Source organism: Vibrio scophthalmi LMG 19158, from assembly GCF_000222585.1.
GTDB classification, from domain to species: Bacteria; Pseudomonadota; Gammaproteobacteria; order Enterobacterales; family Vibrionaceae; genus Vibrio; species Vibrio scophthalmi.
Window position 1 is genome coordinate 21,107 of the sequence record NZ_AFWE01000063.1, and the last position, 22,075, is coordinate 43,181.

The following is a 22,075-nucleotide window of genomic DNA, read 5'->3' on the forward strand; positions in this document are numbered from 1 at the left end:
AGTTATTGCTTGATACAACGCATTCACAATCCATTTACTCTACTTTACTTCTCATTTTTTGAGCCGTCAATACATCCAGACGTCTATATGTCTTTGCTTGTAGCCTTAAAAGCCGCTAAAATTACGGATAGCAAAATTTAAATCTAACTACAATGTGAAGGTGCGCAATGGCAGACTGGAATGGCGAATACATAAGTCCATACGCTGAACATGGAAAGAAAAGCGAACAAGTAAAAAAAATTACCGTTTCAATTCCATTAAAAGTATTGAAGGTCTTAACTGATGAGCGTACTCGCCGTCAGATCAATAACCTACGCCATGCTACAAACAGTGAGCTACTTTGCGAGGCATTTTTGCATGCTTACACAGGTCAGCCGCTACCAACGGATGAAGATTTAAGAAAAGATCGTCCAGATGATATTCCAACGGAAGCCAAGCAATTGATGACCGCGATGGGCATCGAGTTTGAAGCTTTTGATGACTAATATTGATCTTGTTGGAGCGAGCACCATTCCAACCAGAAATAAAAAAACCGCAGTTTAACTGCGGTTTTTTGTTTTTAGAGCCAAGCATTCTTCACTCTGTCATTCCTTAGAGCGCGTAGCGCGAGTAGGGAATCTTGTATTTCTGGAGTAAATCAGAGATCCCCAACTCGTTCGTCCCTCACTCTTGAGGATGATAAAAGTCAGGCAATGACGGAAAAGTTAAACAAACAGTAGGACTCCACAAATCAGTAGAGAGGTGGGCCGAATATTCCCAAATCGGTCGTTCCTTTGCGTGTTCATTTTTCACTCCGTCATACCATAGAGCGCGTAGCGCGAGTAGGGAATCTTGCATTTCTGGAGTAAATCAGAGATCCCCACTCGTTCGTTCCTTACTCTTGAGGATGACAAAAGTAAAGTAACGATGAAAAAGTTAAACAAGCAGTCGCTTCACAAATCCTCAACTACGCCATATACCCTTCAGGCATTTCAATACGCGCGACACCCGAATCAACCGCCGCTTGAGCAACCGCTTTAGCCACGCGAGGCAGTAGGCGAGGGTCCATCGGTTTTGGAATGATGTAGCTTGAACTAAATTCCAAAGATTCGACACCCGCCGCTTTCAGTACTTCAACCGGTACAGGTTCTTTCGCGAGTTGGCGAATCGCCTCAACCGCGGCTAATTTCATCTCATCGTTAATTTCACTGGCGCGTACATCTAAGGCACCGCGGAAAATAAATGGGAAACACAGTACGTTATTGACTTGGTTCGGGTAGTCACTACGGCCCGTACCCATGATTAAATCATCACGCACTTGATGAGCCAGTTCCGGTTTAATTTCCGGATCAGGGTTAGAGCAAGCAAAGACGATTGGCTTATCCGCCATCAGTTTTAGCGCTTCAGGCGGAAGTAGATTGGGGCCTGATACGCCAAGGAACAGATCGGCGCCTTCAATCACATCTTCTAACGTGCGTTTATCAGTGTTATTGGCAAACAGCTTTTTATACTCGTTCAAATCATCACGACGAGTGTGGATCACGCCTTTACGATCCAACATGTAGATCTTTTCGCGCATCGCACCACATTTGATCAGTAGCTCCATACACGCAACCGCAGCCGCGCCAGCGCCCAAACAAACGATGGTCGCATCTTCGAGCTTTTTGCCCTGCAGTTCAACGGCGTTCAACATGCCCGCCGCGGTAACAATTGCCGTACCGTGCTGGTCATCATGGAAGACTGGCACATCACAACGTTCAATCAACTGCTTTTCAATTTCAAAACAGTCTGGCGCTTTAATGTCTTCCAAGTTGATGCCACCAAAGGTATCGGCGATGTTTGCTACCGTATCAACAAACTCTTCAATAGTGCGGTGTTTGACTTCAATATCAATCGAATCTAAGCCAGCAAAGCGTTTGAAGAGCAGCGCTTTACCTTCCATAACAGGCTTTGATGCCAAAGGACCAAGATTACCTAAACCAAGAATTGCCGTGCCGTTTGAGATCACCGCGACCATGTTGCCTTTTGCGGTGTACTTATAAACGTTATCTGGATTTTGCGCGATTTCACGCACAGGTTCAGCCACCCCAGGGCTATAGGCTAGGGCAAGATCTAAAGCCGTTTCCGCCGGTTTGGTGAGTTCAACTGCAATTTTACCCGCCGTTGGTAGGGCGTGATAATCCAAAGCTTGTTGGCGGAACTGTTCTTCAGCGGTTAACTCTTGGGATTGGTCATCTGACATAAGGCTAGGCTCTCTATTTTGTATTGATTCTTTTGTAGTAATTGTTAAGCAAAAGTTATTCTAGAGGAAGCAAGTCAAGCTGCATAGCGAGGATTGCGATTGATATTGCTATTGTAGGCCGATTGTTAGCTGATAAGACCAGATCGATCACAAAATGCTAAAGAGAGGGTGTGAAAAGAAGCAAATGAGAGGCAATAAAAAAGGACGCCTAAGCGTCCTTTTTTCAATTTAGTATCAAAGCAGAAATTACTTCTTGCTTGATAGTGCACCGAAGCGCTTGTTGAAGCGATCAACACGGCCGCCTGTATCTACGATACGTTGCTTACCAGTGTAGAATGGGTGACATTTGTCACATACGTCTAGGTGGATAGACTCTTTAGCTAGAGTTGAGTTGAACTCAAAAGAGTTACCGCAAGAACAAGTAGCGCTTACTGCTTTGTATTCTGGGTGGATACCAGCTTTCATGGGAGAACCTCAAATAGGCCGTGTCGCTATCCGAATCTAAGCCGGACACCACACGTGGTTAATAAAAAAATTTCGCTCTACCGCTTAATGAATAAATCACCGAGCCATAGTGCTAAGGCGCAGTATAGTAATGAATCCTCGATTGAGGATCAACTGATTTACCCAAATAAACGCTACTTTTTTCACCAATGACGAGCAGTTTAACATCCATACTCTTATTTGCCCTGAACGGGTGTGCCTTGGGCTTAAAATAGAATCGCTGCGGGTTTTGCTTTAGACTGTTGAGCGTGTACTTCTAACTCATGCTGCTAAATCTATATGCGCCCAACTATTGCTCGAGTGGCCTTGCCCGTTCCACTGGATAAGCAATTCGATTACCTGATCCCTAGCCACCTATTTCCGATTATTGGTGGGCGTGTTGCTGTGCCATTTGGCCGCCAATCCTTAATTGGTATTGTCACTGAGTTAACCAATCAATCCCAGTTTACTCAAAGCCAACTCAAACCGATTAAACAAGTGCTTGATCAGCAGTCCGTTTGGCCTGAATCGCTTTATCAGCTACTTAAATGGTGCAGTCAGTTTTATCAGCATCCACTGGGCGAAACCTTAGCTAATGCTATGCCGTCTGCACTGCGTAAAGGCAAAGCGGCGGATTTCTCGACGCTGGTGGAGTGGCAGTTAACGGAACAGGGCAAGAATCAGTTGATGCAAGGTCTTGGCCGAGCGGTAAAGCAAGAGCAAGCCATGCGTGCTTTGCAATATGGCGCGGTCTCTCATCAGCAACTGCTTGATCAAGATATCAACAGTACGGTACTGAAAAACTTGCTGGAAAAAGGTTGGGTTGAGTCGATTGAGAAAAAACCGACCATTCACGCTTGGCCGCGTGAGATTGAAGCGCAAGTTGATAAACCGAAATTAAACCAAGAGCAGGCGGTCGCGATCGCCACCGTAAATAGTTCAGATGGTTTTGCTTGTTACCTATTAGAAGGGGTGACGGGGTCGGGGAAAACCGAGGTTTATCTCAACCTGATCAAGCCAGTACTCGAAGCGGGTAAACAAGCCTTGGTTTTAGTGCCTGAGATAGGTTTAACACCACAAACCATCAACCGTTTTCGTAAGCGTTTTAATGTGCCCGTTGAAGTTATCCATTCTGGCTTGAATGAAACTGAGCGCCTGAATGCGTGGTTGTCGGCACGTGACAAAGCGGCGGGGATTGTGATTGGTACGCGCTCGGCGCTGCTAACGCCGTTTGCCGATCTCGGCATTATTATTGTCGATGAAGAGCATGACTCTTCTTATAAACAGCAAGATAGCCTACGTTACCATGCGCGCGATGTAGCGGTAATGCGTGCCAACAAAGCGCAGATTCCGATTGTCTTGGGTTCAGCAACGCCGGCATTAGAAACCTTACATAATGCCTTGACGGGTAAGTACCACTATTTGCAATTAACCCAACGTGCTGGCAGTGCGAAACCGACCACCAATAAAGTGTTGGATGTGAAAGGACTGTATTTGGAAAGTGGCTTATCGGCGCCGTTGATTGCAGAGATGCGTAAGCACCTTTCAGCCGGGAATCAGGTGATGTTGTTTCTTAACCGTCGCGGTTTTTCTCCTGCCTTGATGTGTCATGAATGTGGTTGGATTGCAGAATGTAAACGTTGTGATGCTTATTACACCTACCACCAATACAGTAACGAGATCCGCTGTCACCATTGTGGGGCGCAACAACCGATTATTCATCAGTGTCAGGGTTGTGGCTCGACCAATTTGGTGACGGTTGGGGTAGGGACTGAGCAGCTGGAAGGGCAGCTCAGCCAACTGTTTCCAGAATACAAAGCGATTCGTATTGATCGCGACAGCACTCGGCGTAAAGGCAGCTTAGAAAGTGCCTTGACCGCGATTCGTAAAGGTGAGTATCAAATTTTGATTGGTACGCAAATGCTCGCCAAAGGTCACCATTTCCCCGATGTCACTTTGGTCGCATTGCTTGATGTGGATGGTTCACTGTACAGTAGTGACTTTCGTGCATCAGAGCGTTTGGCACAATTGTTTATTCAGGTTGCGGGTCGAGCTGGGCGAGCCAGCAAGCCCGGTGAGGTAATTTTACAAACCCATCACCCTGAGCATACTTTGCTTCAAGCGCTGTTGAATCAAAGCTATGGGCATTTTGCTCAAACCGCATTGCAAGAGCGAAAGATGGCAATGTTACCGCCTTATACCTATTTAACCTTGTTACGCGCTGAAGCCAATAACAGTCAGGTAGTGGAGTCGTTTTTAAGGCAGGTTCGCTATACCTTGGAAGCACATCCTTTATTTGATGAGACTTGCCAAGTACTAGGGCCCACGCCTGCGCCATTGGCCAAGAAAGCGGGTAAGTATCGCTGGCAACTGTTATTGCAGACACAAACGCGGCCATTAATGCAGCGACTATTGATGAGTGCCAAACCGGCTATTGAGTTGTTGCCTGATAGCAAAAAAGTACGTTGGTCGCTAGATATAGAACCGCAAGATTTAAGCTAGCGTTCAGTTTACAATGTCACGTACGTTGAATGAGAACGTAATTTTGTGACGTAAATCTCTATCTCGGGTTGGGTTTTGTTAAATCTCCCGTAACTTTATAGCGTGAAATAAATAAACTAGTAGCTGACGCTTTACGCACCTTAGTGAATAACGAGGTAATCGATTGCGCATCGTCAGTGAGAAATGATAAATAAGTCAAAGAATGAGTTTGAACTCATCGAGATTTTCATACGGTTTAGGTGGCCAAGGCGCTACCGCCAAAGGAACTAACTAAGAGGGTTACATTTATGGCGACAATGAAGGATGTTGCCCAGCTCGCGGGAGTTTCAACAGCGACAGTATCGAGGGCGCTGATGAATCCTGAAAAAGTCTCTTCTGCCACGCGTAAGCGCGTTGAAGACGCTGTGTTAGAAGCTGGCTATTCCCCAAATTCTTTAGCGCGTAATTTACGCCGCAACGAATCGAAAACGATCATCGCGATCATTCCTGATATCTGCGATCCTTATTACACGGAGATCATTCGTGGTATTGAAGATGCAGCCATGGAGCATGGTTATATTGTTCTGTTAGGTGATAGCGGTCAGCAGAAAGACGTGAAAATTCCTTTGTGAATTTAGTCTTTACTAAGCAAGCTGACGGCATGCTGCTGCTTGGTACTGATCTACCGTTTGATGTCAGCAAGCCTGAGCAAAAAAACCTACCGCCAATGGTCATGGCGTGTGAGTTTGCCCCTGAGCTTGAACTACCAACAGTTCACATTGATAACCTGACCTCTGCGTTTGAAGTGGTCAACTATCTTACTCAGCTTGGTCATAAGCGCATCGCACAAATTTCCGGGCCAGAAACGGCGACTCTGTGTCAATTCCGTCAGCAAGGCTATCAACAAGCATTGCGCCGCGCGGGCATTACCATGAACCCGACTTACAGCACATTTGGTGAGTTCACTTTTGAGGCGGGTGCCAAAGCGGTCAGACAATTACTAGCGCTGCCTGAGCCACCGACGGCGATTTTCTGTCATAACGATGCGATGGCGATTGGTGCGATCCAAGAAGCAAAACGTCTTGGTTTACGAGTGCCACAAGATTTATCGGTAGTGGGTTTTGATGACATTCAGTTCGCTCAATATTGCGATCCACCGCTGACCACCATCTCACAGCCTCGTTATGAGATTGGCCGTCAAGCCATGCTGATGATGCTAGAGTTGCTGCGTGGCCATGATGTCCGTGCGGGTTCACGTCTATTAGAAACGCAATTAGTGGTACGTAAGAGTGCGGCGCCACCAAGAGCTCTCTAATACTGATAATCTCTTGCTTGATTCATTATTTGCTTGAGCTAGAAACGACGCCAATGTGAGCGTCGTTTTTTATTGCTTATGTTGCTTCTTTCGGGCTTGAGTCAGGCCAATGTTATCTTGTGTCAGAATTTTATTGTTTACTCCACACTAACCAAGGCAATGCATTGTTATCCCATAGCAATCTAGATAACATATCAACAGAGATAATTGATTTGATGTACTACTGTGGCAAATAGAGATTATGTGAAGCGCGGGGCGAGTAAAAAGCCTGCGAAAAAGAAAGCAGCACCCAAGCGCAAACCATGGCGCAGTGGGCTTTTGGCATTGCTCGTTGTAGGTATCTTTGGCTTTGGTTTGTATTCTTTAAGCCAAGATCCAGAGCCGCCAGCACCGGTAGTACAAGCGCCGGTGAAAGCGAAACCTAAGCCAGAAAAAGCCTTGCCGCCGCCACCTGAAGAGCAGTGGGATTACGTTGATAGCTTGCCAAGCCGTGAAGTGGAAGTTAAGGCCAAAGAGCAGGTGATTTCTGATATCCCTTACATCATGCAATGTGGCGCTTACAAAACCGCAGCGCAAGCGGATGCTCGTAAATTGGATATCGCTTTCCAAGGCATTAAAAGTAAGATTCGCAAGAAAGAAGGCAGCTCTTGGTACCGTGTAGTACTTGGCCCCTACAAGCTTAAGCGTGATGCCGAGCGAGATAAGCACAAATTGCAACGTGCCAAAATTGAGCCATGCGCAATTTGGAAAGATACCGAGTAGTTAACTCTAGTTATGCTCAAATACTTTGTGTGTTAAGCCAGTCGTATCGTGCGGCTGGTTTTTTTATGGCAGGCCATTTAGAAATGCATGCTGTGAAAAATCAGGTCGCTATTTTTATGATAAAATTATCGAATGGTAGTTAAGAGGTTGGTGATTATTAAATGAAAAACACCAGCTCAGTAGGTCTGAATTAATGTCGAATGTTGAGAAAGTTACATCATCGGTAAAGAGTGATGAGAAAAGTTGGTACCTTGTAAGGTGCAAATCAAAGCAAGAGTTACGTGCCAAGCTAAATTTGACTAATCAATCCATTACAGCATATTACCCGACAGTCGATGTGTTAAAAGAGGTTCGTGGAAAAAGACAGCTAAAAGAAGAAGCGTTGTTCCCTGGGTATATTTTTGTACATTTAGACATCACCTCTATCCTAGCATCAAAAGTCAATAACACGTTTGGCGTGTATGGTTTTGTTAAGTTCTCTGGTAGCCCTCAACTGGTACCTAATGAGCTAATTAAGGCATTTGAAACGATAGAAAAACAAACTATCGATTTAACGCTGAAAAGTGGTGACGAGGTGATGATTACAGGTGGTAATTATGAACATATGACAGCAATATTTTTAGCCGAAGAAAGCGAGCAACGGAGTATATTGTTGATTGAGCTACTCAATCAGAAAGTTCAATTGAGTGTTGATAACATTTACATTGCTCCTAGAGTAAAGCCAATAAAAAAATAGCGTTCATACATGCTAGTTCCCTCATAGTTCTAAAGCTTTAATACTCTTGAATTCCCATGTTCTTGTCCGCATATATTGAAAATAACCAATTTTAAATACAAGAGGCCCTACACGTGACTACCATCGTTTCAGTACGTCGAAATAACAAAGTTGTCATCGCGGGTGACGGACAAGTATCGCTAGGCAATACCGTAATGAAAGGCAATGCGCGCAAAGTTCGCCGCCTATATAACGGTAAAGTATTGGCAGGTTTTGCTGGCGGCACGGCAGATGCGTTTACGCTGTTTGAGCGCTTTGAAAGCAAGCTGCAAATGCACCAAGGCCACCTAACCAAAGCGGCGGTAGAGCTGGCGAAAGATTGGCGCAGCGATCGCGCGCTACGTAAGCTTGAAGCGCTGCTGGTGGTTGCTGATGAAACCGCATCCTTGATTATCACCGGTAATGGTGATGTGGTTCAGCCTGAGCACGATCTGATTGCGATTGGCTCTGGCGGTAACTTTGCTCAAGCGGCGGCGATTGCCCTATTAGAAAATACCGATTTAAGTGCGCGTGAAATCGCTGAAAAAGCATTAACGATTGCGGGCGACATCTGTGTCTTCACCAACCACCATCACACTATCGACGAACTAGAAATCCCAGCAGAAAAAATGGCTGAATAATAAAAAGATAGTGAATTAAGAATTTAAGGAATCTGATTATGTCTGAGATGACCCCACGTGAGATTGTTCATGAACTGAACCGCCATATCATTGGCCAAGATAACGCTAAACGCTCAGTGGCGATTGCACTGCGTAATCGCTGGCGTCGCATGCAGCTTGAAGAGAGCTTGCGCGTAGAAGTATCACCAAAGAATATTTTGATGATTGGCCCAACCGGTGTTGGTAAAACCGAAATCGCTCGTCGTTTAGCAAAGCTTGCCAATGCACCCTTTATCAAAGTGGAAGCGACTAAATTCACCGAAGTGGGTTATGTCGGTAAAGAAGTCGAAACCATTATCCGTGATCTGACCGATGCGGCAATCAAGATGACGCATCAGCAAGAGATGGAAAAAGTAAAATTCCGCGCTGAAGAGCAAGCGGAAGAACGCATTCTTGATGCTCTGCTGCCGCCAGCGCGTGACGCTTGGGGCCAAAACGAGCAGCCACAACAAGATGAAGAGCGTCAGTCGAATACTCGTCAAATCTTCCGCAAGAAACTACGTGAAGGTCAGTTAGACGATAAAGAGATTGAGATTGATGTTGCTGCGCCGCAAATGGGCGTTGAGATCATGGCGCCTCCGGGCATGGAAGAGATGACTAACCAGCTGCAAAGCATGTTCTCGAATCTTGCTGGCGACACCAAGAAAAAGCGCAAGATGAAAATCAAAGAAGCAATGAAAGCTTTGGTTGAAGAAGAAGCAGCGAAATTGGTTAACGCAGAAGATCTGAAAGAGCAGGCGATCTTCAACGTTGAAAACAACGGTATCGTCTTCATTGATGAGATCGACAAAATCTGTAAGCGTGGTGAAAGCTCAGGCCCTGATGTGTCTCGTGAAGGTGTTCAGCGTGATCTATTGCCATTGATTGAAGGCAGCACAGTTTCTACTAAGCACGGCATGGTCAAAACCGATCATATCCTATTTATTGCATCGGGCGCATTCCAAGTGGCGAAACCATCGGATTTGATCCCTGAATTGCAAGGTCGTCTACCAATCCGTGTTGAGCTTGAAGCGCTTTCAAGCAATGACTTCAAACGCATTCTTACCGAGCCAAAAGCGTCGCTGACAGAGCAATACATCGCTTTGCTAAAAACCGAAGATGTGAATATTAACTTCACTGAAGATGGTATCACGCAAATCGCAGAAGCGGCATGGACGGTGAATGAAACCACCGAGAACATTGGTGCGCGTCGCCTGCATACGGTGATGGAGCGTCTAATGGATGAGATTTCATTTGAAGCGACAGAGAAGCCAGGCAGCAGCATGACGATTGATGCTGAGTACGTACAAAAACGCCTTGGTGAATTTGTCGAAGATGAAGATCTAAGCCGTTTTATCCTTTAATCGAAAATTGCGTAATAGAAAAAGTCGGCTTCGGTCGGCTTTTTTATTGTCTGTCGTTTGAGGTGGGGGATTTGCAACTGATAAAAAAAGAGGCAGATGCTAGGCATCTACCTCTTGGCTTATGTTTCTAATCGGCACTGTCGCATGACAGTGTTATGGAGAAGAGATTAGATCATAAATACGAAAATTACTGCCAACGCAGAGATCAAACCTGCGAATGCGTAACAGGCGATCTTACCTGCTACACCGGTGTGGAATTTAAGATCGTGCATACCGTGGTGTACACGGTGCATTGCATGCCACATTGGTAGAGCAAGGCTGCCGATAATAAATAGCGCGCCGATGATGCTGGTGGCGAACTCAGAGACACGCTCGTAGCTCAACGCTTCTGCATCAATAATACCAAGTGGTGCAAGAATACCGAGTACCAACACAGTGATAGGCGTAATCATGGCAAACCATGTACCGCCAGCGCCAAATAGGCTCCACCAGATAGGCTCATCAGAGCGGCGTGGTGAATGATCAACTTTGAAATTTGGGGTCATAACATCGCTCCTTAAACAACGATCAGAACAACAAGAGAAATAAACGCAACCGCTGCCCATTGAGCAAGGACGATCAATTTCTTGTCGACTGGTTTGCCTTTGATGCGAATTGGCATCACTTGCGGCATCATGCTGAAGAAGGTTTGCGCGTGCAATAGGCTACCCGCTAGTGCCACGATGTTGATCGCCACTACCAATGGGTTCGCCATGAAGTCTAACCAAGTTTGCCAAGCTTCTGGCCCTTTTACTAGTGAGCCCAAACCAATGGTTAGGAACACAGTAAATAGAATCAAAGGTAGTACCGTTGCTTCACGCATCATGTAGAAGCGGTAGAACGGGCTGCTTTGCCACCACGTACGTTTCATTTCACGAACGTAAGGTTTACGATTACTCATCCTAAGCCTCCTCTTTCACTGGTTTACCATCAGGCTTTAGCATTGCAATCACAAAGTCCATTGATGATTCAATTTTACCTTGGTTTACTGCTGCTGCTGGATCCACGTTCTTCGGACATACTTCAGAGCAGTAACCGACAAAAGTACAACCCCAAGCGCCATTCTTCCCATTGATCAGCGCCATACGCTCAGATTTACCGTTATCACGGCTATCCAAGTTGTAACGGTGTGCCATAGTCAGTGCTGCGGGACCAATAAACTCAGGGTTTAGACCAAACTGAGGACACGCTGCGTAACACAAACCACAGTTGATACAGCCAGCAAATTGCTTGTATTTTGCCATTTGCTCTGGCGTTTGCAGGTTAGTGCCGTCTTCAGGTTTACGGTCGTTACCGATAATGTAAGGTTTGATGGCTTCAAGGCGCTCGATGAACGGCGTCATATCAACAATCAAATCTTTTTCGATAGGGAAGTTCGCTAGTGGTTCGATCTTCACGCCATCTGGGTAATCACGTAGGAAGCATTTACACGCCAGTTTTGGTACGCCATTAACCATGATGCCGCAAGAGCCACAGATCGCCATACGACAAGACCAGCGGTAAGAGAGGTCTTTGTCTAGGTGGTCTTTGATGTAGCCTAGTGCATCAAGCACAGACATGGTGTCATCAAAGGGTACTTCAAACGTTTGTAAGCGAGGCTCTTCATCATGCGCTGGGTCATAACGTAGAACGTCTACTTTTTGAATACGATGTGCTGACATTATGCTTGCTCCTCTGCTTTCTTCTCTTCAGCTTGGGCTGCTTCTTCCGCTGCCGCTTTTTCTGCTGCTTCACCGTATAGACGTGCTTTTGGCTGAGATTTAGTAATGGTTACATTGCTGTACTCAATGCTCGGCGCTGCGTCTGGTTGGTAGAAAGCTAAGGTATGCTTAAGGAAGTTAACATCGTCACGCTCTGTGCAGTTGTCATCAAGACGTTGGTGCGCACCGCGAGACTCTTTACGTAGGATTGCTGAGTGAACCATCGCTTCTGCCACTTCAAGGCCGTAACCGATCTCGATTGCGTATAGCAGGTCAGTGTTGAATACCTTGCCTTTGTCTTTGATGCTGATGTTTTTGTAGCGTGCTTTAAGCTCAGTGATCTTCTCAATCGTCGCTTGCATCAAATCTTCTTGGCGGTAGATACCACAACCCGCTTCCATGGAGTGACCCATTTCAGTGCGGATATCGGCCCAGTTTTCGTCGCCGTCTTGCTCAAGCAGTGCTGCAATACGCGCTTCAACCGCTTTTACTTGCTCGGCAATAGACTCGTCATTCCAGCCTTTAAATTCTGCCGCGCGAGCAACCGCCTGTTCACCCGCTACGCGGCCAAATACCACAAACTCAGCCAGTGAGTTAGAACCTAGGCGGTTTGCACCGTGTAGGCCAACAGAAGCACATTCGCCCACAGCGAATAGACCTTTAATACGCGTTTCACATTGACCGTTAGTCTCAATACCACCCATGGTGTAGTGCACGGTAGGACGAATTGGGATCGGCTCTTTGGCTGGATCAACGTTAACGTAAGCTTTTGCTAGCTCACAGATAAACGGTAGACGCTCTTGTAAGTACTCTTCACCTAGGTGGCGAAGATCAAGGTGTACCACATCACCCAGTGGGTGTTTGATGGTGTTGCCTTTTTGATGTTCGTGCCAGAAGGCTTGAGAAACTTTGTCACGTGGACCCAGTTCCATGTATTTGTTTTTCGGTTGGCCAACCGGAGTTTCCGGGCCCATGCCGTAATCTTGTAGGTAACGGTAGCCGTTCTTATTGACGATGATACCGCCTTCACCACGACAACCTTCGGTCATCAGGATACCCGTACCAGGCAGACCTGTTGGGTGGTATTGAACGAATTCCATATCACGTAGAGGTACGCCGTGACGGTAAGCCATTGCCATGCCGTCGCCAGTTACGATACCGCCGTTGGTGTTACAGTGGTAAACACGACCTGCACCACCGGTAGCAAGTACCACCGATTTCGCTTTAATCGTAACAAGCTCGCCTTCCGCCATGTGGATAGCGATCAGACCTTGCACTTCACCTTCGTCAACCAATAGGTCAACCACAAAGTACTCATCAAAACGTTTGATGTTTTGGTACTTCATTGAAGTCTGGAAAAGGGTGTGAAGCATGTGGAAGCCAGTTTTGTCGGCAGCGAACCAAGTACGCTCAACCTTCATACCACCGAAACGACGAACGTTTACTTCGCCATTTTCTTTACGGCTCCATGGGCAGCCCCACTGTTCCATTTGAATCATTTCGCGAGTTGAATTCGCCACGAAGTATTCAACGACATCCTGTTCACATAGCCAGTCACCACCACCAACGGTATCGTTGAAGTGATTATCTAGGCTATCTTCTTCCTTGATAACTGCTGCTGAGCCACCTTCAGCGGCAACCGTATGGGAGCGCATTGGGTAAACTTTAGAAATTAGAGCAACTTCTAAGTCAGGGTTAGCTTCAGCCGCTGCAATAGCAGTACGAAGACCAGCGCCGCCAGCGCCGATGACTGCGATATCTGTGATGATAGTTTGCACAGTTATCCTCCAGTGTGTAAGTGCGGTCAATCCCGCTTGTTATAGTAAGAGAGTGTGTGCAGATGCTTGTTTCAGATAGTGTTATCCATACCGAAATAGACGTGCTACACATAACTCAAAAGTGTTATTGCCAGTGTAAGAGAGGGCATAGTTGTAAAAATTGATGTATTCCGGATTTTGTTCCGGTAATGCAAAAGAGAGCATAGAAAATGCCGGATATGTGAGAGTAGTCACGACATGGCATTTTTACCGACAAGCCTTGATGTAAATGGTGTTACGGCGGTGTTGAAATTTATTTGTGGCACGTTAGTTGAGGTGTTATTTAACGGCCAAATCTACACCAATTGATTCGGGTTGTTTTTATCGCCAAGGTATAGAATGGCTGAATGAATCGTGCTGCAAGCCGCAAGAAGGCTTGCACCCTTGATGAAAAGTGCTATGTTCGCCTCTTCGCAAGATGAGCAGAAAAGAGAAGGCAGAAAAATGAATTGGCAACCAACCGCATCCATCGAGTTACTCAAACAGCGCGCTGAGTTACTCAGCCAGATCCGCCATTTTTTTGCTAAGCGTAATGTGCTGGAAGTAGATACACCGGCAATGAGTCACGCCACGGTGACCGACGTACATCTACAAACCTTTCAAACCCAATTTGTTGGCCCGGGCTATGCTGATGGCAGCAAGCTTTATTTGATGACCAGTCCTGAATTTCACATGAAGCGCCTTTTAGCGGCGGGCAGTGGTTGCATTTATCAAATTAATAAAGCGTTTCGTAACGAAGAGAATGGTCGTTATCACAATCCCGAGTTCACCATGTTGGAATGGTATCGCGTTGGGTTTGATCATCACCAATTAATGGATGAGATGGATGACTTGCTGCAGTTAGTTATTCGATGTGGTGCCGCACAACGTATGACTTATCAACAAGCCTTCATTAACGTATTGGGTGTTTGTCCTTTAGAAGGTTCGATGGCCGAGCTGAAAGTCGCTGCTGCTAAGCTAGGTCTGAGTGATATTGCCGAACCAGAACAAGATCGCGACACGCTGTTGCAATTGCTGTTCAGTGTTGGTGTGGAAGTGAAGATTGGCCAAGACGTGCCTGCCTTTGTCTATGATTTTCCGGCTTCACAAGCGGCTCTTGCTAAGATCAACCAAAACGACGAGCGTGTTGCCGATCGTTTTGAGGTCTATTTCAAAGGGATTGAGTTGGCGAATGGCTTCCATGAACTTGATAATCCAGCCGAGCAGTTAGCTCGCTTTGAGCAAGACAATGCCAAGCGCCTAGAGATGGGCTTAACCGCACAACCGATTGATTATCATTTGATTGAGGCGCTAAAAGCCGGCCTACCAGAGTGCGCTGGCGTGGCGCTGGGTATTGATCGTTTGATTATGTTAGCGCTCGGCCAAGATCATATCGATCAAGTCACTGCGTTTCCATTTCCGATTGCGTAAGTGCTCAGGTAAAGAATTGTCACAAGTAATCCCGCAAAGCGTGGTCACGATCGCTGATTCTTTCTGTTCTGGACTCGCCTAGAACAACCAAGCCCGTTATACTCCCAATCTGATTTAAAACTAGGGCTGATAGTCGGCCCTACTATCTATACAAGAGCACAGGATATGCAAGAGTACATCGCGTTTTTCCAAGAAAATATGATCATGTCTGTGGTTTGGGTTGGCCTACTTGTTGCCCTAATCATGAATATCGTTAAAACCTCAACGGCGGCTTACAAAGAGATCAGTGTTGCTGAGACCACTCAGCTGATCAACCGTGAGAATGGTGTGGTGATTGATATTCGCGCGAAAGACGAATTCAAAAAAGGTCATATTACCGAAGCACTTCACATTTTACCTTCGGATATCAAAGCTGGTAACTTCGGTAGCCTTGAAAATAGCAAATCAGACCCAATTATCGTGGTATGTAAAACCGGTCAAACTGCACAAGAGAGTGCAAATCTTCTAGCAAAAGCGGGCTTTGAAAAAGTATACGTGCTGAAGAGCGGTTTGATTGCTTGGAGTGAAGCTAACCTACCGCTAGTACGCGGCAAGAAGTAATCACGGCGAGCGGCGCTGGTGAATTAATCAGCGTTTGGCGAAGAGAGATGTGAAGATTGCCACGAATTTGATGGCAAGGTTAGTGTTAGTCGCATCTCTCGGTTAGTCTCAAGCAAACTTTGATATTTAAGGCATAAAGGATTCAATAATGGCTGAAGCAGCACCAACACAAGAAGCACAGAACTTCGCAATTCAACGTATTTTCCTAAAAGACGTTTCTTTTGAAGCGCCTAACTCACCAGATATGTTCCAAAAAGAATGGAACCCAGAAGTGAAGTTAGATCTAGACACGCAAAGCCGTGAGCTAGGTGCTGGTGTTTACGAAGTGATTCTACGTCTTACCGTAACGGTGAAAAACGCAGAAGAGACCGCGTTCCTATGTGAAGTTCAGCAAGGCGGTATTTTCTCGGCTGAAAACATGGAAGCAGGTCAATTGGCACACTGCCTAGGCGCATTCTGTCCAAACGTGCTATTCCCATACGCACGTGAAACGATTTCAAGCCTAGTGGTTAAAGGTACATTCCCTCAACTAAACCTTGCACCAGTGAACTTTGATGCATTGTTTATGAATTACCTACAGCAGCAAGCTCAGCAAGGCGAAGCTCAAGCTGATGCTTAATTAGCGCCTTCTATCGCGTTAAGATTATCTAAAATGCACAAGGCATCGTATATGCGTTGTGCATTTTTCGTTTATAGCCGAGTGGTTGATACCAAAGTGGTTTAACACGCGTTAAACTATTTGGGTATAGCAACTTGTTTATCAGTCAACAGGCGGAACAATGACAAATTCAAACATCAACAATGCCTATGGCAAAGAGATCGCAATGACCGTTTTGGGCGCAGGCTCTTACGGCACTTCTCTGGCGATTTCTCTGGCTCGTAATGGTGCCAACGTGGTGATTTGGGGGCATGAGCGTGAGCATATGGCTAAGTTGCAAGCTGAGCGTGCAAACCATGAATTTTTACCAGGGGTTGATTTCCCTGAGTCACTGATCGTTGAGTCAGATTTAGAGAAAGCCGTTTCTGCCACGCGTGATTTGTTGGTGGTAGTACCAAGCCATGTATTTGGTATCGTACTCAATAGTGTGAAACCTTTCTTACGCAGTGATTCACGTATTTGCTGGGCAACCAAAGGGCTTGAGCCTGAAACTGGCCGTCTGCTGAAAGATGTCGCCCATGATGCGTTGGGTGAGGGATACTCACTGGCGGTATTGTCAGGCCCGACGTTTGCCAAAGAACTGGCAATGGGTCTACCGACGGCAATTTCAGTGGCGTCTCCTGACGCGCAATTTGTTGCCGATTTGCAAGAGAAGATCCACTGTAGCAAGACATTCCGTGTTTATGCCAATAGTGACTTTACCGGCATGCAATTGGGCGGTGCGGTGAAAAACGTGATTGCGATTGGCGCGGGCATGTCGGATGGTATCGGTTTTGGTGCCAATGCTCGTACCGCATTGATCACTCGTGGTTTGGCGGAAATGTGCCGTCTTGGCGCAGCGCTAGGCGCGCAAAAAGAAACCTTTATGGGTATGGCAGGTTTGGGCGATCTTGTCTTAACTTGTACTGATAACCAATCACGTAACCGTCGCTTTGGCCTTGCGCTTGGTGAAGGCAAAGATGTCGATACTGCTCAGGCTGAAATTGGCCAAGTGGTGGAAGGTTATCGCAATACCAAAGAAGTATGGATGTTGGCGCAACGTATGGGCGTAGAAATGCCAATCGTTGACCAAATCTATCAAGTATTGTATCAAGATAAAGATGCACGAGAAGCAGCAAAGGATTTGTTAGCGCGTGACAAAAAAGCAGAAGCATAATTCAGCGGCAGCGAGATGCTGCCCAGAAGGTTACAACATGAAGCATTGCGAAAAAAAACAGGTATGGCAAACCATTGTTCAAGAAGCAAGGCAGCAATCTGAACAAGAGCCAATGCTGGCCAGTTTCTACCATGCTACGATTATTAAGCACGATAGTCTGTGCGCCGCACTGAGCTATATTTTAGCTAATAAGCTCAATACCGCGTCGATGCCAGCAATGGCAGTACGTGAAGTAGTGGAAGAAGCCTTTGCTTCTGATCCGAGTATTATTGAAGCCGCGGCGTGTGATATTTGCGCTACGGTCAACCGTGACCCGGCAGTTGCAATGTATTCTATCCCATTACTCTACCTTAAAGGCTACCACGCGCTACAAGGCTACCGAGTGGCAAACTGGCTGTGGAAACAAGGGCGCATAGCTTTAGCGACGTACCTACAAAACCAAATCTCAGTCGCTTGCCAAGTGGATATCCACCCAGCCGCAACGATTGGCCGTGGCATCATGCTCGATCATGCGACAGGGATTGTGATTGGTGAAACGGCGGTGGTGGAGAATGATGTTTCCATTCTTCAAGATGTGACTCTTGGTGGTACTGGTAAAGAGTGTGGCGATCGTCACCCTAAGATCCGTCAAGGCGTGATGATTGGCGCGGGCGCGAAAGTATTGGGTAATATCGAAGTGGGCGTAGGGGCGAAGATCGCTTCTTGTTCGGTGGTATTGCAACCTGTGCCTCCCCATACCACGGCAGCAGGGGTTCCGGCTAAGATTGTTGGTCGACCAAAGTCAGATATGCCATCTTTGGATATGGATCAGCAGTTTAACGGTAAGTCGCAAAATTTTGTCGATGGAGACGGTATCTAATATCTTTCTTCATACAGACAAATCAGTAAACGAAGAAGGGTTGGCCAATGCCAACCCTTTTTTATTGAATACCATTAATTGGTAAGCAAATTACGCGATAGTCTCTAATTCAGCGAGTACTTCATCGGCCCAAACGATCCATGCTTGGCGAAGCAATAGGTTGCGACGCAAGGTTAATCGTTCAAGACGTTGTGATTTATCCAGTGTAGCAATGTTTGAGTAGTACGCGTTTTCAATTTCTTGATAATGCGTGACCAGCTTGCGAGATTCATCAACTAATTCAGCTAACTGCGCTTTGAACGGCGCAGAAGGTTGCACTGAACAAGCCATTAATTTTGCTGAGAACTCATCACGCACGGTTGGGTGTGCGGTTGGTTGGTCAAACCATTCGCCTAGCGCAACACGGCCAGCGTCGGTAATCGAATAAACCTTACGGTCTGGTTTTCCCTCTTGTGGTTCCAATACGCACGTCACAAGCTGGTGTTGGGCCATTTTGTTCAGTTCGCGGTAAACCTGCTGGTGGCTTGCTTTCCAGAAGTAGCCGATCGTCGCAGAAAATTCTTTAGTGATGTCGTATCCAGTAGCATCGCGAGTGCTAAGAACGGTGAGGATTACGTGTGGTAATGACATGTCTTTAATCCAAATGGTCAATAAACTTTAAATCAACTGCCAACATCTTGGTGTGCTTCTTGAGGCACGTGTATTATGTTGATGAGAGCAGCGCCAACATTTCGTTGGCCATGTCACCTTAAAAGCCGTTTTTCACCTAGTTCGATAATTGCTTATCGAGACTGCGATATGTAATTTTTTTGTGCATCGCAGAGGAGCGATATTATATCTAAATAATAAGCATAAAGTGGAATAGATGAGTGGGAACATCTAAAAAACTGACAAAACGCTCAATAAAATACCGAATTAGAGCATTGTTCTGAGGTGGTGGTTTCTTTTGTCTCTATTTTGATATTTTATTTCACCACTCTTGGTTTGAGTGTGATGTGTGTCGAGGTGTTGTTTGATTGGCTTGTTGAATGAAATAGAGCCACCTATTTGGTGGCTCTATTGGTTTGGTCATTTTAACCAGTATTACGCATACCCGCGGCAATGCCGGCAATGGTGACCATCAAGGCTTCTTCTAGCTCTGGTGATGGCTGATCGCTCTGACGAGTTCGGTACAGCAACTCGGCTTGCAGCATATTGAGTGGCTCAACATAGATATTACGCAAGCGAATTGATTCTTGACCCCATGGATCGCTCTGCATCAAGTTCTCGTTGTTCTCTACATTCAGCACCGTTTTGATGTCTTGCTGTAATTGAGAGCGCAGACGATCACCAAGTGGCAGTAATGCCTCGTCAGCCAAGCGTTCATCGTAGTAACGTGAAATGCCAATATTACATTTCGAGTAAACCATCTCTAGCATACCTAAGCGAGTAGAGAAGAATGGCCATTCGCGACACATCTCTTCCAATAGCGCTTGGTGGCCTTTATCAATTGAGTATTGAATCGCTTCACCTGCGCCTAACCATGCAGGCAATACCAGACGGTTTTGGCTCCATGAGAAGATCCATGGAATGGCACGTAAACTCTCAACTCCGCCATTCGGATTACGTTTCGCAGGGCGCGAACCCAATGGCAATTTACCCAGTTCCAATTCAGGCGTTGCTTGACGGAAGTAAGGTACGAAGTCTGCTTCACCACGAACGACGTTACGATAAGCTTCACAGCTTACTTCAGAGAGCACGTTCATTAGATCGCGCCACTCTTGTTTTGGCTCTGGTGGTGGCAGAAGATTCGCTTCCAAAATAGCACTCGCGTACATGTTGAAGCTGTTGACTGCGACTTCAGGAAGGCCAAGCTTAAAGCGGATCATTTCACCTTGCTCTGTTACGCGTAGGCCACCTTTCAAGCTTTTTGGTGGCTGAGACAGTAGCGCTGCATGTGCTGGTGCACCGCCACGGCCAATCGTACCGCCACGGCCATGGAACAAGGTCAGTTCAACACCTTCTTCTTCGGTGACTTTAACCAAAGACTCCATCGCATGGTATTGCGCCCAACCTGCGGCCATCACACCAGCATCTTTGGCTGAGTCAGAGTAACCGATCATCACCATTTGATGATTCTGGATAAAGCCACGGTAAAGGTCGATACCCATTAGTTGCTTAATCACCGCTTCTGCGTTGTTCAAATCTTCAAGAGTTTCAAACAAAGGACAGACGTCCATGCGATAAGGACAGCCAGATTCTTGTAGCAATAAGTGCACTGCCAGTACATCTGATGCTGTACGTGCCATTGAGATGACATAAGCGCCAAAAGCATCGCGCGGTTGAGCGGCGATAATTTTACAAGTATCGAGTACTTCTTTCACTGCTTCAGATGGCTGCCAATCACGTGGTAGCAATGGGCGTTTTGAGCTCAACTCTTGGGTTAAGAAAGCAACTTTATCTTGCTCACTCCAATGGTCGTAATCACCAATGCCAAGGTAGCGGGTCAATTCGGATAACACATCGGAATGTCGTGTACTTTCTTGGCGAATATCGAGGCGAACTAAATGAACACCAAACGCTTTAACACGGCGTAGGGTATCAAGTAGTGAACCATCAGCAATCACGCCCATGCCGCATTCATGCAGTGATTTATAACAAGCCAGCAGTGGCTGCCAGAGTTGTTCAGCACTTTGCAGTGGAGCTTTAACGGCAAGCTTTTGGCCGTTAATTTTTGCATCTAAGATATCTTTGGTATCGTTGAGCAACTGACGTAAATCTTTTAGTACCGCGCGGTATGGTTCGTGCTCGTCATCACCCGCTAACTCACGTACATCGTCGTTGCAGCGAGTCATGGATAGTTCGCTAACTAACTCATTAATATCGTTAAGATAAAGATCAGCCGCTTTCCAGCGTGACAGCAGCATTACTTCACGGGTGATGGTGTGCGTCACAAACGGGTTGCCATCGCGGTCACCGCCCATCCAAGATGAGAAGTGCACAGGACGCGCATCAATCGGTAAGCCTTCACCAAGATGTGATTTTAGGCGTTCGTCCATTTCACGTAGGAAATCAGGTACCGCTTCCCACAGTGAATTTTCTACTACCGCATAACCCCATTTCGCTTCGTCAAGTGGGGTTGGGCGTTGTTGGCGAATCACATCTGAATGCCAGCTTTGTGCGATCAACTGCTCAAGGCGACGCTCTGTTTTATGGCGCTCTTTAGCCGACAGATCACTTAATTCGAGTTTAGACAGACATTCGTTGATCTTGACCAACTTGTTGATCATGGTGCGGCGGGTAATTTCAGTTGGGTGCGCAGTCAGCACGAGTTCGATATTTAGATCGCGTACCGCTTGGGCCGTATCTAATTTGCTGATGTCATTTTGGCTGAGTTTTGAGAACAGAGTATTGAGCGCATCCGGCTCACAAACGTGTTCATCACAATGGCGTGAAATCGTATGGTACTGTTCCGCCATGTTGGTTAGATTTAAGAACTGGTTAAATGCGCGAGCAACAGGTGTTAGCTGCTCATTAGGCAGGCTTTTAATTTCTTCAATCAAGCCATCACGGTCTGCTTGGTTGCCTGCACGAGCGGATTTGGAAAGTTTACGAATCGTCTCTACTTTCTCAAGAATTGCCTCTCCATGAGCGTCCTTGATCGTATTGCCGAGCAAGTGGCCTAACATGCTCACATTGCTTCGAAGTGCAGAGTATTTCTCGTTCATTATCGTCCTGCCTTGTAAAAAAATTACATCCATTGTTCCCTGTTAGATAGACAATCTAGCTAAAAATATCGTGTCGAGTCAATTGCCACA

The 22,075-nt window shown here is 46.3% G+C and carries 19 protein-coding genes and 1 pseudogene; 12 read left to right on the top strand and 8 right to left on the bottom strand.

Annotated features, from left to right (window positions below; genetic code table 11):
- Positions 1-167: 167 nt before the first annotated feature.
- Positions 168-485: a met regulon transcriptional regulator MetJ gene (metJ, locus tag RH88_RS04155; protein WP_005593642.1), complete on the top strand. Its 318-nt coding sequence runs from the start codon at positions 168-170 to the stop codon at positions 483-485.
- A gap of 461 nt (positions 486-946) precedes the next feature.
- Here metJ and RH88_RS04160 read toward each other — a convergent pair whose 3' ends face one another.
- Positions 947-2,221 (bottom strand): malic enzyme-like NAD(P)-binding protein, encoded by a 1,275-nt coding sequence (locus tag RH88_RS04160; protein WP_005593643.1) that lies wholly within the window; start codon positions 2,219-2,221, stop codon positions 947-949.
- A gap of 246 nt (positions 2,222-2,467) precedes the next feature.
- On the bottom strand, positions 2,468-2,686 hold the full coding sequence (gene rpmE, locus RH88_RS04165) for a 50S ribosomal protein L31 (RefSeq protein ID WP_005593644.1): 219 nt from the start codon (positions 2,684-2,686) through the stop codon (positions 2,468-2,470).
- 318 nt (positions 2,687-3,004) lie between these two features.
- Here rpmE and priA point away from each other — a divergent pair, with 318 nt between their 5' ends.
- The 6 genes and pseudogenes from priA (at position 3,005) to hslU (ending at position 10,039) form a co-directional block, all read left to right on the top strand.
- Positions 3,005-5,206 carry a primosomal protein N' gene (gene priA / locus RH88_RS04170; protein WP_005593645.1) on the top strand — a complete coding sequence of 734 codons (2,202 nt, stop codon included), beginning with the start codon at positions 3,005-3,007 and terminating at the stop codon, positions 5,204-5,206.
- Between the two features lie 287 nt (positions 5,207-5,493).
- Positions 5,494-6,500 (top strand): annotated as a pseudogene (gene cytR / locus RH88_RS04175) (DNA-binding transcriptional regulator CytR).
- 225 nt (positions 6,501-6,725) lie between these two features.
- Positions 6,726-7,262, top strand: a complete 537-nt coding sequence (locus RH88_RS04180) for an SPOR domain-containing protein (protein ID WP_040757837.1) — start codon at positions 6,726-6,728, stop codon at positions 7,260-7,262.
- A 193-nt stretch (positions 7,263-7,455) separates the two neighbouring features.
- Positions 7,456-7,998 carry a transcription/translation regulatory transformer protein RfaH gene (gene rfaH, locus RH88_RS04185; protein WP_005593647.1) on the top strand — a complete coding sequence of 181 codons (543 nt, stop codon included), beginning with the start codon at positions 7,456-7,458 and terminating at the stop codon, positions 7,996-7,998.
- Positions 7,999-8,111: 113 nt separating this feature from the next.
- Positions 8,112-8,657, top strand: coding sequence for an ATP-dependent protease subunit HslV (gene hslV, locus RH88_RS04190; protein WP_005593649.1), 546 nt, complete (start codon positions 8,112-8,114; stop codon positions 8,655-8,657).
- A gap of 38 nt (positions 8,658-8,695) precedes the next feature.
- Entirely contained in the window at positions 8,696-10,039 is a 1,344-nt protein-coding gene (gene hslU, locus RH88_RS04195) for an HslU--HslV peptidase ATPase subunit (protein WP_005593653.1), read from the top strand.
- A 167-nt stretch (positions 10,040-10,206) separates the two neighbouring features.
- Here the strand turns inward: hslU and frdD are convergent, their stop codons facing one another.
- From frdD to frdA, 4 genes are read right to left on the bottom strand one after another with little or no spacing between them, the layout of a single operon-like run.
- A complete protein-coding gene (gene frdD / locus RH88_RS04200) occupies positions 10,207-10,584 on the bottom strand; it encodes a fumarate reductase subunit FrdD (protein ID WP_005593654.1) in 378 nt (125 codons plus the stop codon).
- Between the two features lie 11 nt (positions 10,585-10,595).
- Positions 10,596-10,979, bottom strand: a complete 384-nt coding sequence (frdC, locus tag RH88_RS04205) for a fumarate reductase subunit FrdC (RefSeq protein WP_005593655.1) — start codon at positions 10,977-10,979, stop codon at positions 10,596-10,598.
- 1 nt (position 10,980) lies between these two features.
- A complete protein-coding gene (locus tag RH88_RS04210) occupies positions 10,981-11,739 on the bottom strand; it encodes a succinate dehydrogenase/fumarate reductase iron-sulfur subunit (protein ID WP_005593656.1) in 759 nt (252 codons plus the stop codon).
- Positions 11,739-13,556: a fumarate reductase (quinol) flavoprotein subunit gene (frdA, locus tag RH88_RS04215; protein WP_005593657.1), complete on the bottom strand. Its 1,818-nt coding sequence runs from the start codon at positions 13,554-13,556 to the stop codon at positions 11,739-11,741. The genes RH88_RS04210 and frdA overlap by 1 nt, the downstream gene beginning before the upstream one ends.
- A gap of 483 nt (positions 13,557-14,039) precedes the next feature.
- Here frdA and epmA point away from each other — a divergent pair, with 483 nt between their 5' ends.
- From epmA to cysE, 5 genes are all read left to right on the top strand, one after another.
- Positions 14,040-15,005 (top strand): elongation factor P--(R)-beta-lysine ligase, encoded by a 966-nt coding sequence (gene epmA, locus RH88_RS04220; protein WP_241212158.1) that lies wholly within the window; start codon positions 14,040-14,042, stop codon positions 15,003-15,005.
- 165 nt (positions 15,006-15,170) lie between these two features.
- Positions 15,171-15,605: a rhodanese-like domain-containing protein gene (locus RH88_RS04225; RefSeq protein ID WP_005593663.1), complete on the top strand. Its 435-nt coding sequence runs from the start codon at positions 15,171-15,173 to the stop codon at positions 15,603-15,605.
- 148 nt (positions 15,606-15,753) lie between these two features.
- Positions 15,754-16,224: a protein-export chaperone SecB gene (secB, locus tag RH88_RS04230; RefSeq protein ID WP_005593665.1), complete on the top strand. Its 471-nt coding sequence runs from the start codon at positions 15,754-15,756 to the stop codon at positions 16,222-16,224.
- 160 nt (positions 16,225-16,384) lie between these two features.
- Positions 16,385-17,419, top strand: coding sequence for an NAD(P)H-dependent glycerol-3-phosphate dehydrogenase (gene gpsA, locus RH88_RS04235; protein ID WP_005593667.1), 1,035 nt, complete (start codon positions 16,385-16,387; stop codon positions 17,417-17,419).
- Positions 17,420-17,456: 37 nt separating this feature from the next.
- Complete coding sequence (gene cysE / locus RH88_RS04240) at positions 17,457-18,278, top strand: serine O-acetyltransferase (protein ID WP_005593669.1); 822 nt, start codon at positions 17,457-17,459, stop codon at positions 18,276-18,278.
- A 90-nt stretch (positions 18,279-18,368) separates the two neighbouring features.
- On the opposite strand, the gene RH88_RS04245 is transcribed toward cysE, so the two are convergent.
- Positions 18,369-18,908: a PadR family transcriptional regulator gene (locus RH88_RS04245; RefSeq protein ID WP_005593671.1), complete on the bottom strand. Its 540-nt coding sequence runs from the start codon at positions 18,906-18,908 to the stop codon at positions 18,369-18,371.
- A 443-nt stretch (positions 18,909-19,351) separates the two neighbouring features.
- Positions 19,352-21,985, bottom strand: a complete 2,634-nt coding sequence (gene ppc / locus RH88_RS04250; protein ID WP_005593672.1) for a phosphoenolpyruvate carboxylase — start codon at positions 21,983-21,985, stop codon at positions 19,352-19,354.
- Between the last annotated feature and the right edge of the window lie 90 nt (positions 21,986-22,075).

Coding starts and splice junctions, on each gene's coding strand:
- metJ (WP_005593642.1), top strand. CDS start 168: ATGGCAGACTGGAATGGCGAATACATAAGTCCATACGCTGAACATGGA.
- RH88_RS04160 (WP_005593643.1), bottom strand. CDS start 2,221: ATGTCAGATGACCAATCCCAAGAGTTAACCGCTGAAGAACAGTTCCGC.
- rpmE (WP_005593644.1), bottom strand. CDS start 2,686: ATGAAAGCTGGTATCCACCCAGAATACAAAGCAGTAAGCGCTACTTGT.
- priA (WP_005593645.1), top strand. CDS start 3,005: ATGCGCCCAACTATTGCTCGAGTGGCCTTGCCCGTTCCACTGGATAAG.
- rfaH (WP_005593647.1), top strand. CDS start 7,456: ATGTCGAATGTTGAGAAAGTTACATCATCGGTAAAGAGTGATGAGAAA.
- hslU (WP_005593653.1), top strand. CDS start 8,696: ATGTCTGAGATGACCCCACGTGAGATTGTTCATGAACTGAACCGCCAT.
- frdD (WP_005593654.1), bottom strand. CDS start 10,584: ATGACCCCAAATTTCAAAGTTGATCATTCACCACGCCGCTCTGATGAG.
- frdC (WP_005593655.1), bottom strand. CDS start 10,979: ATGAGTAATCGTAAACCTTACGTTCGTGAAATGAAACGTACGTGGTGG.
- RH88_RS04210 (WP_005593656.1), bottom strand. CDS start 11,739: ATGTCAGCACATCGTATTCAAAAAGTAGACGTTCTACGTTATGACCCA.
- epmA (WP_241212158.1), top strand. CDS start 14,040: ATGAATTGGCAACCAACCGCATCCATCGAGTTACTCAAACAGCGCGCT.
- RH88_RS04225 (WP_005593663.1), top strand. CDS start 15,171: ATGCAAGAGTACATCGCGTTTTTCCAAGAAAATATGATCATGTCTGTG.
- secB (WP_005593665.1), top strand. CDS start 15,754: ATGGCTGAAGCAGCACCAACACAAGAAGCACAGAACTTCGCAATTCAA.
- gpsA (WP_005593667.1), top strand. CDS start 16,385: ATGACAAATTCAAACATCAACAATGCCTATGGCAAAGAGATCGCAATG.
- cysE (WP_005593669.1), top strand. CDS start 17,457: ATGAAGCATTGCGAAAAAAAACAGGTATGGCAAACCATTGTTCAAGAA.
- RH88_RS04245 (WP_005593671.1), bottom strand. CDS start 18,908: ATGTCATTACCACACGTAATCCTCACCGTTCTTAGCACTCGCGATGCT.
- ppc (WP_005593672.1), bottom strand. CDS start 21,985: ATGAACGAGAAATACTCTGCACTTCGAAGCAATGTGAGCATGTTAGGC.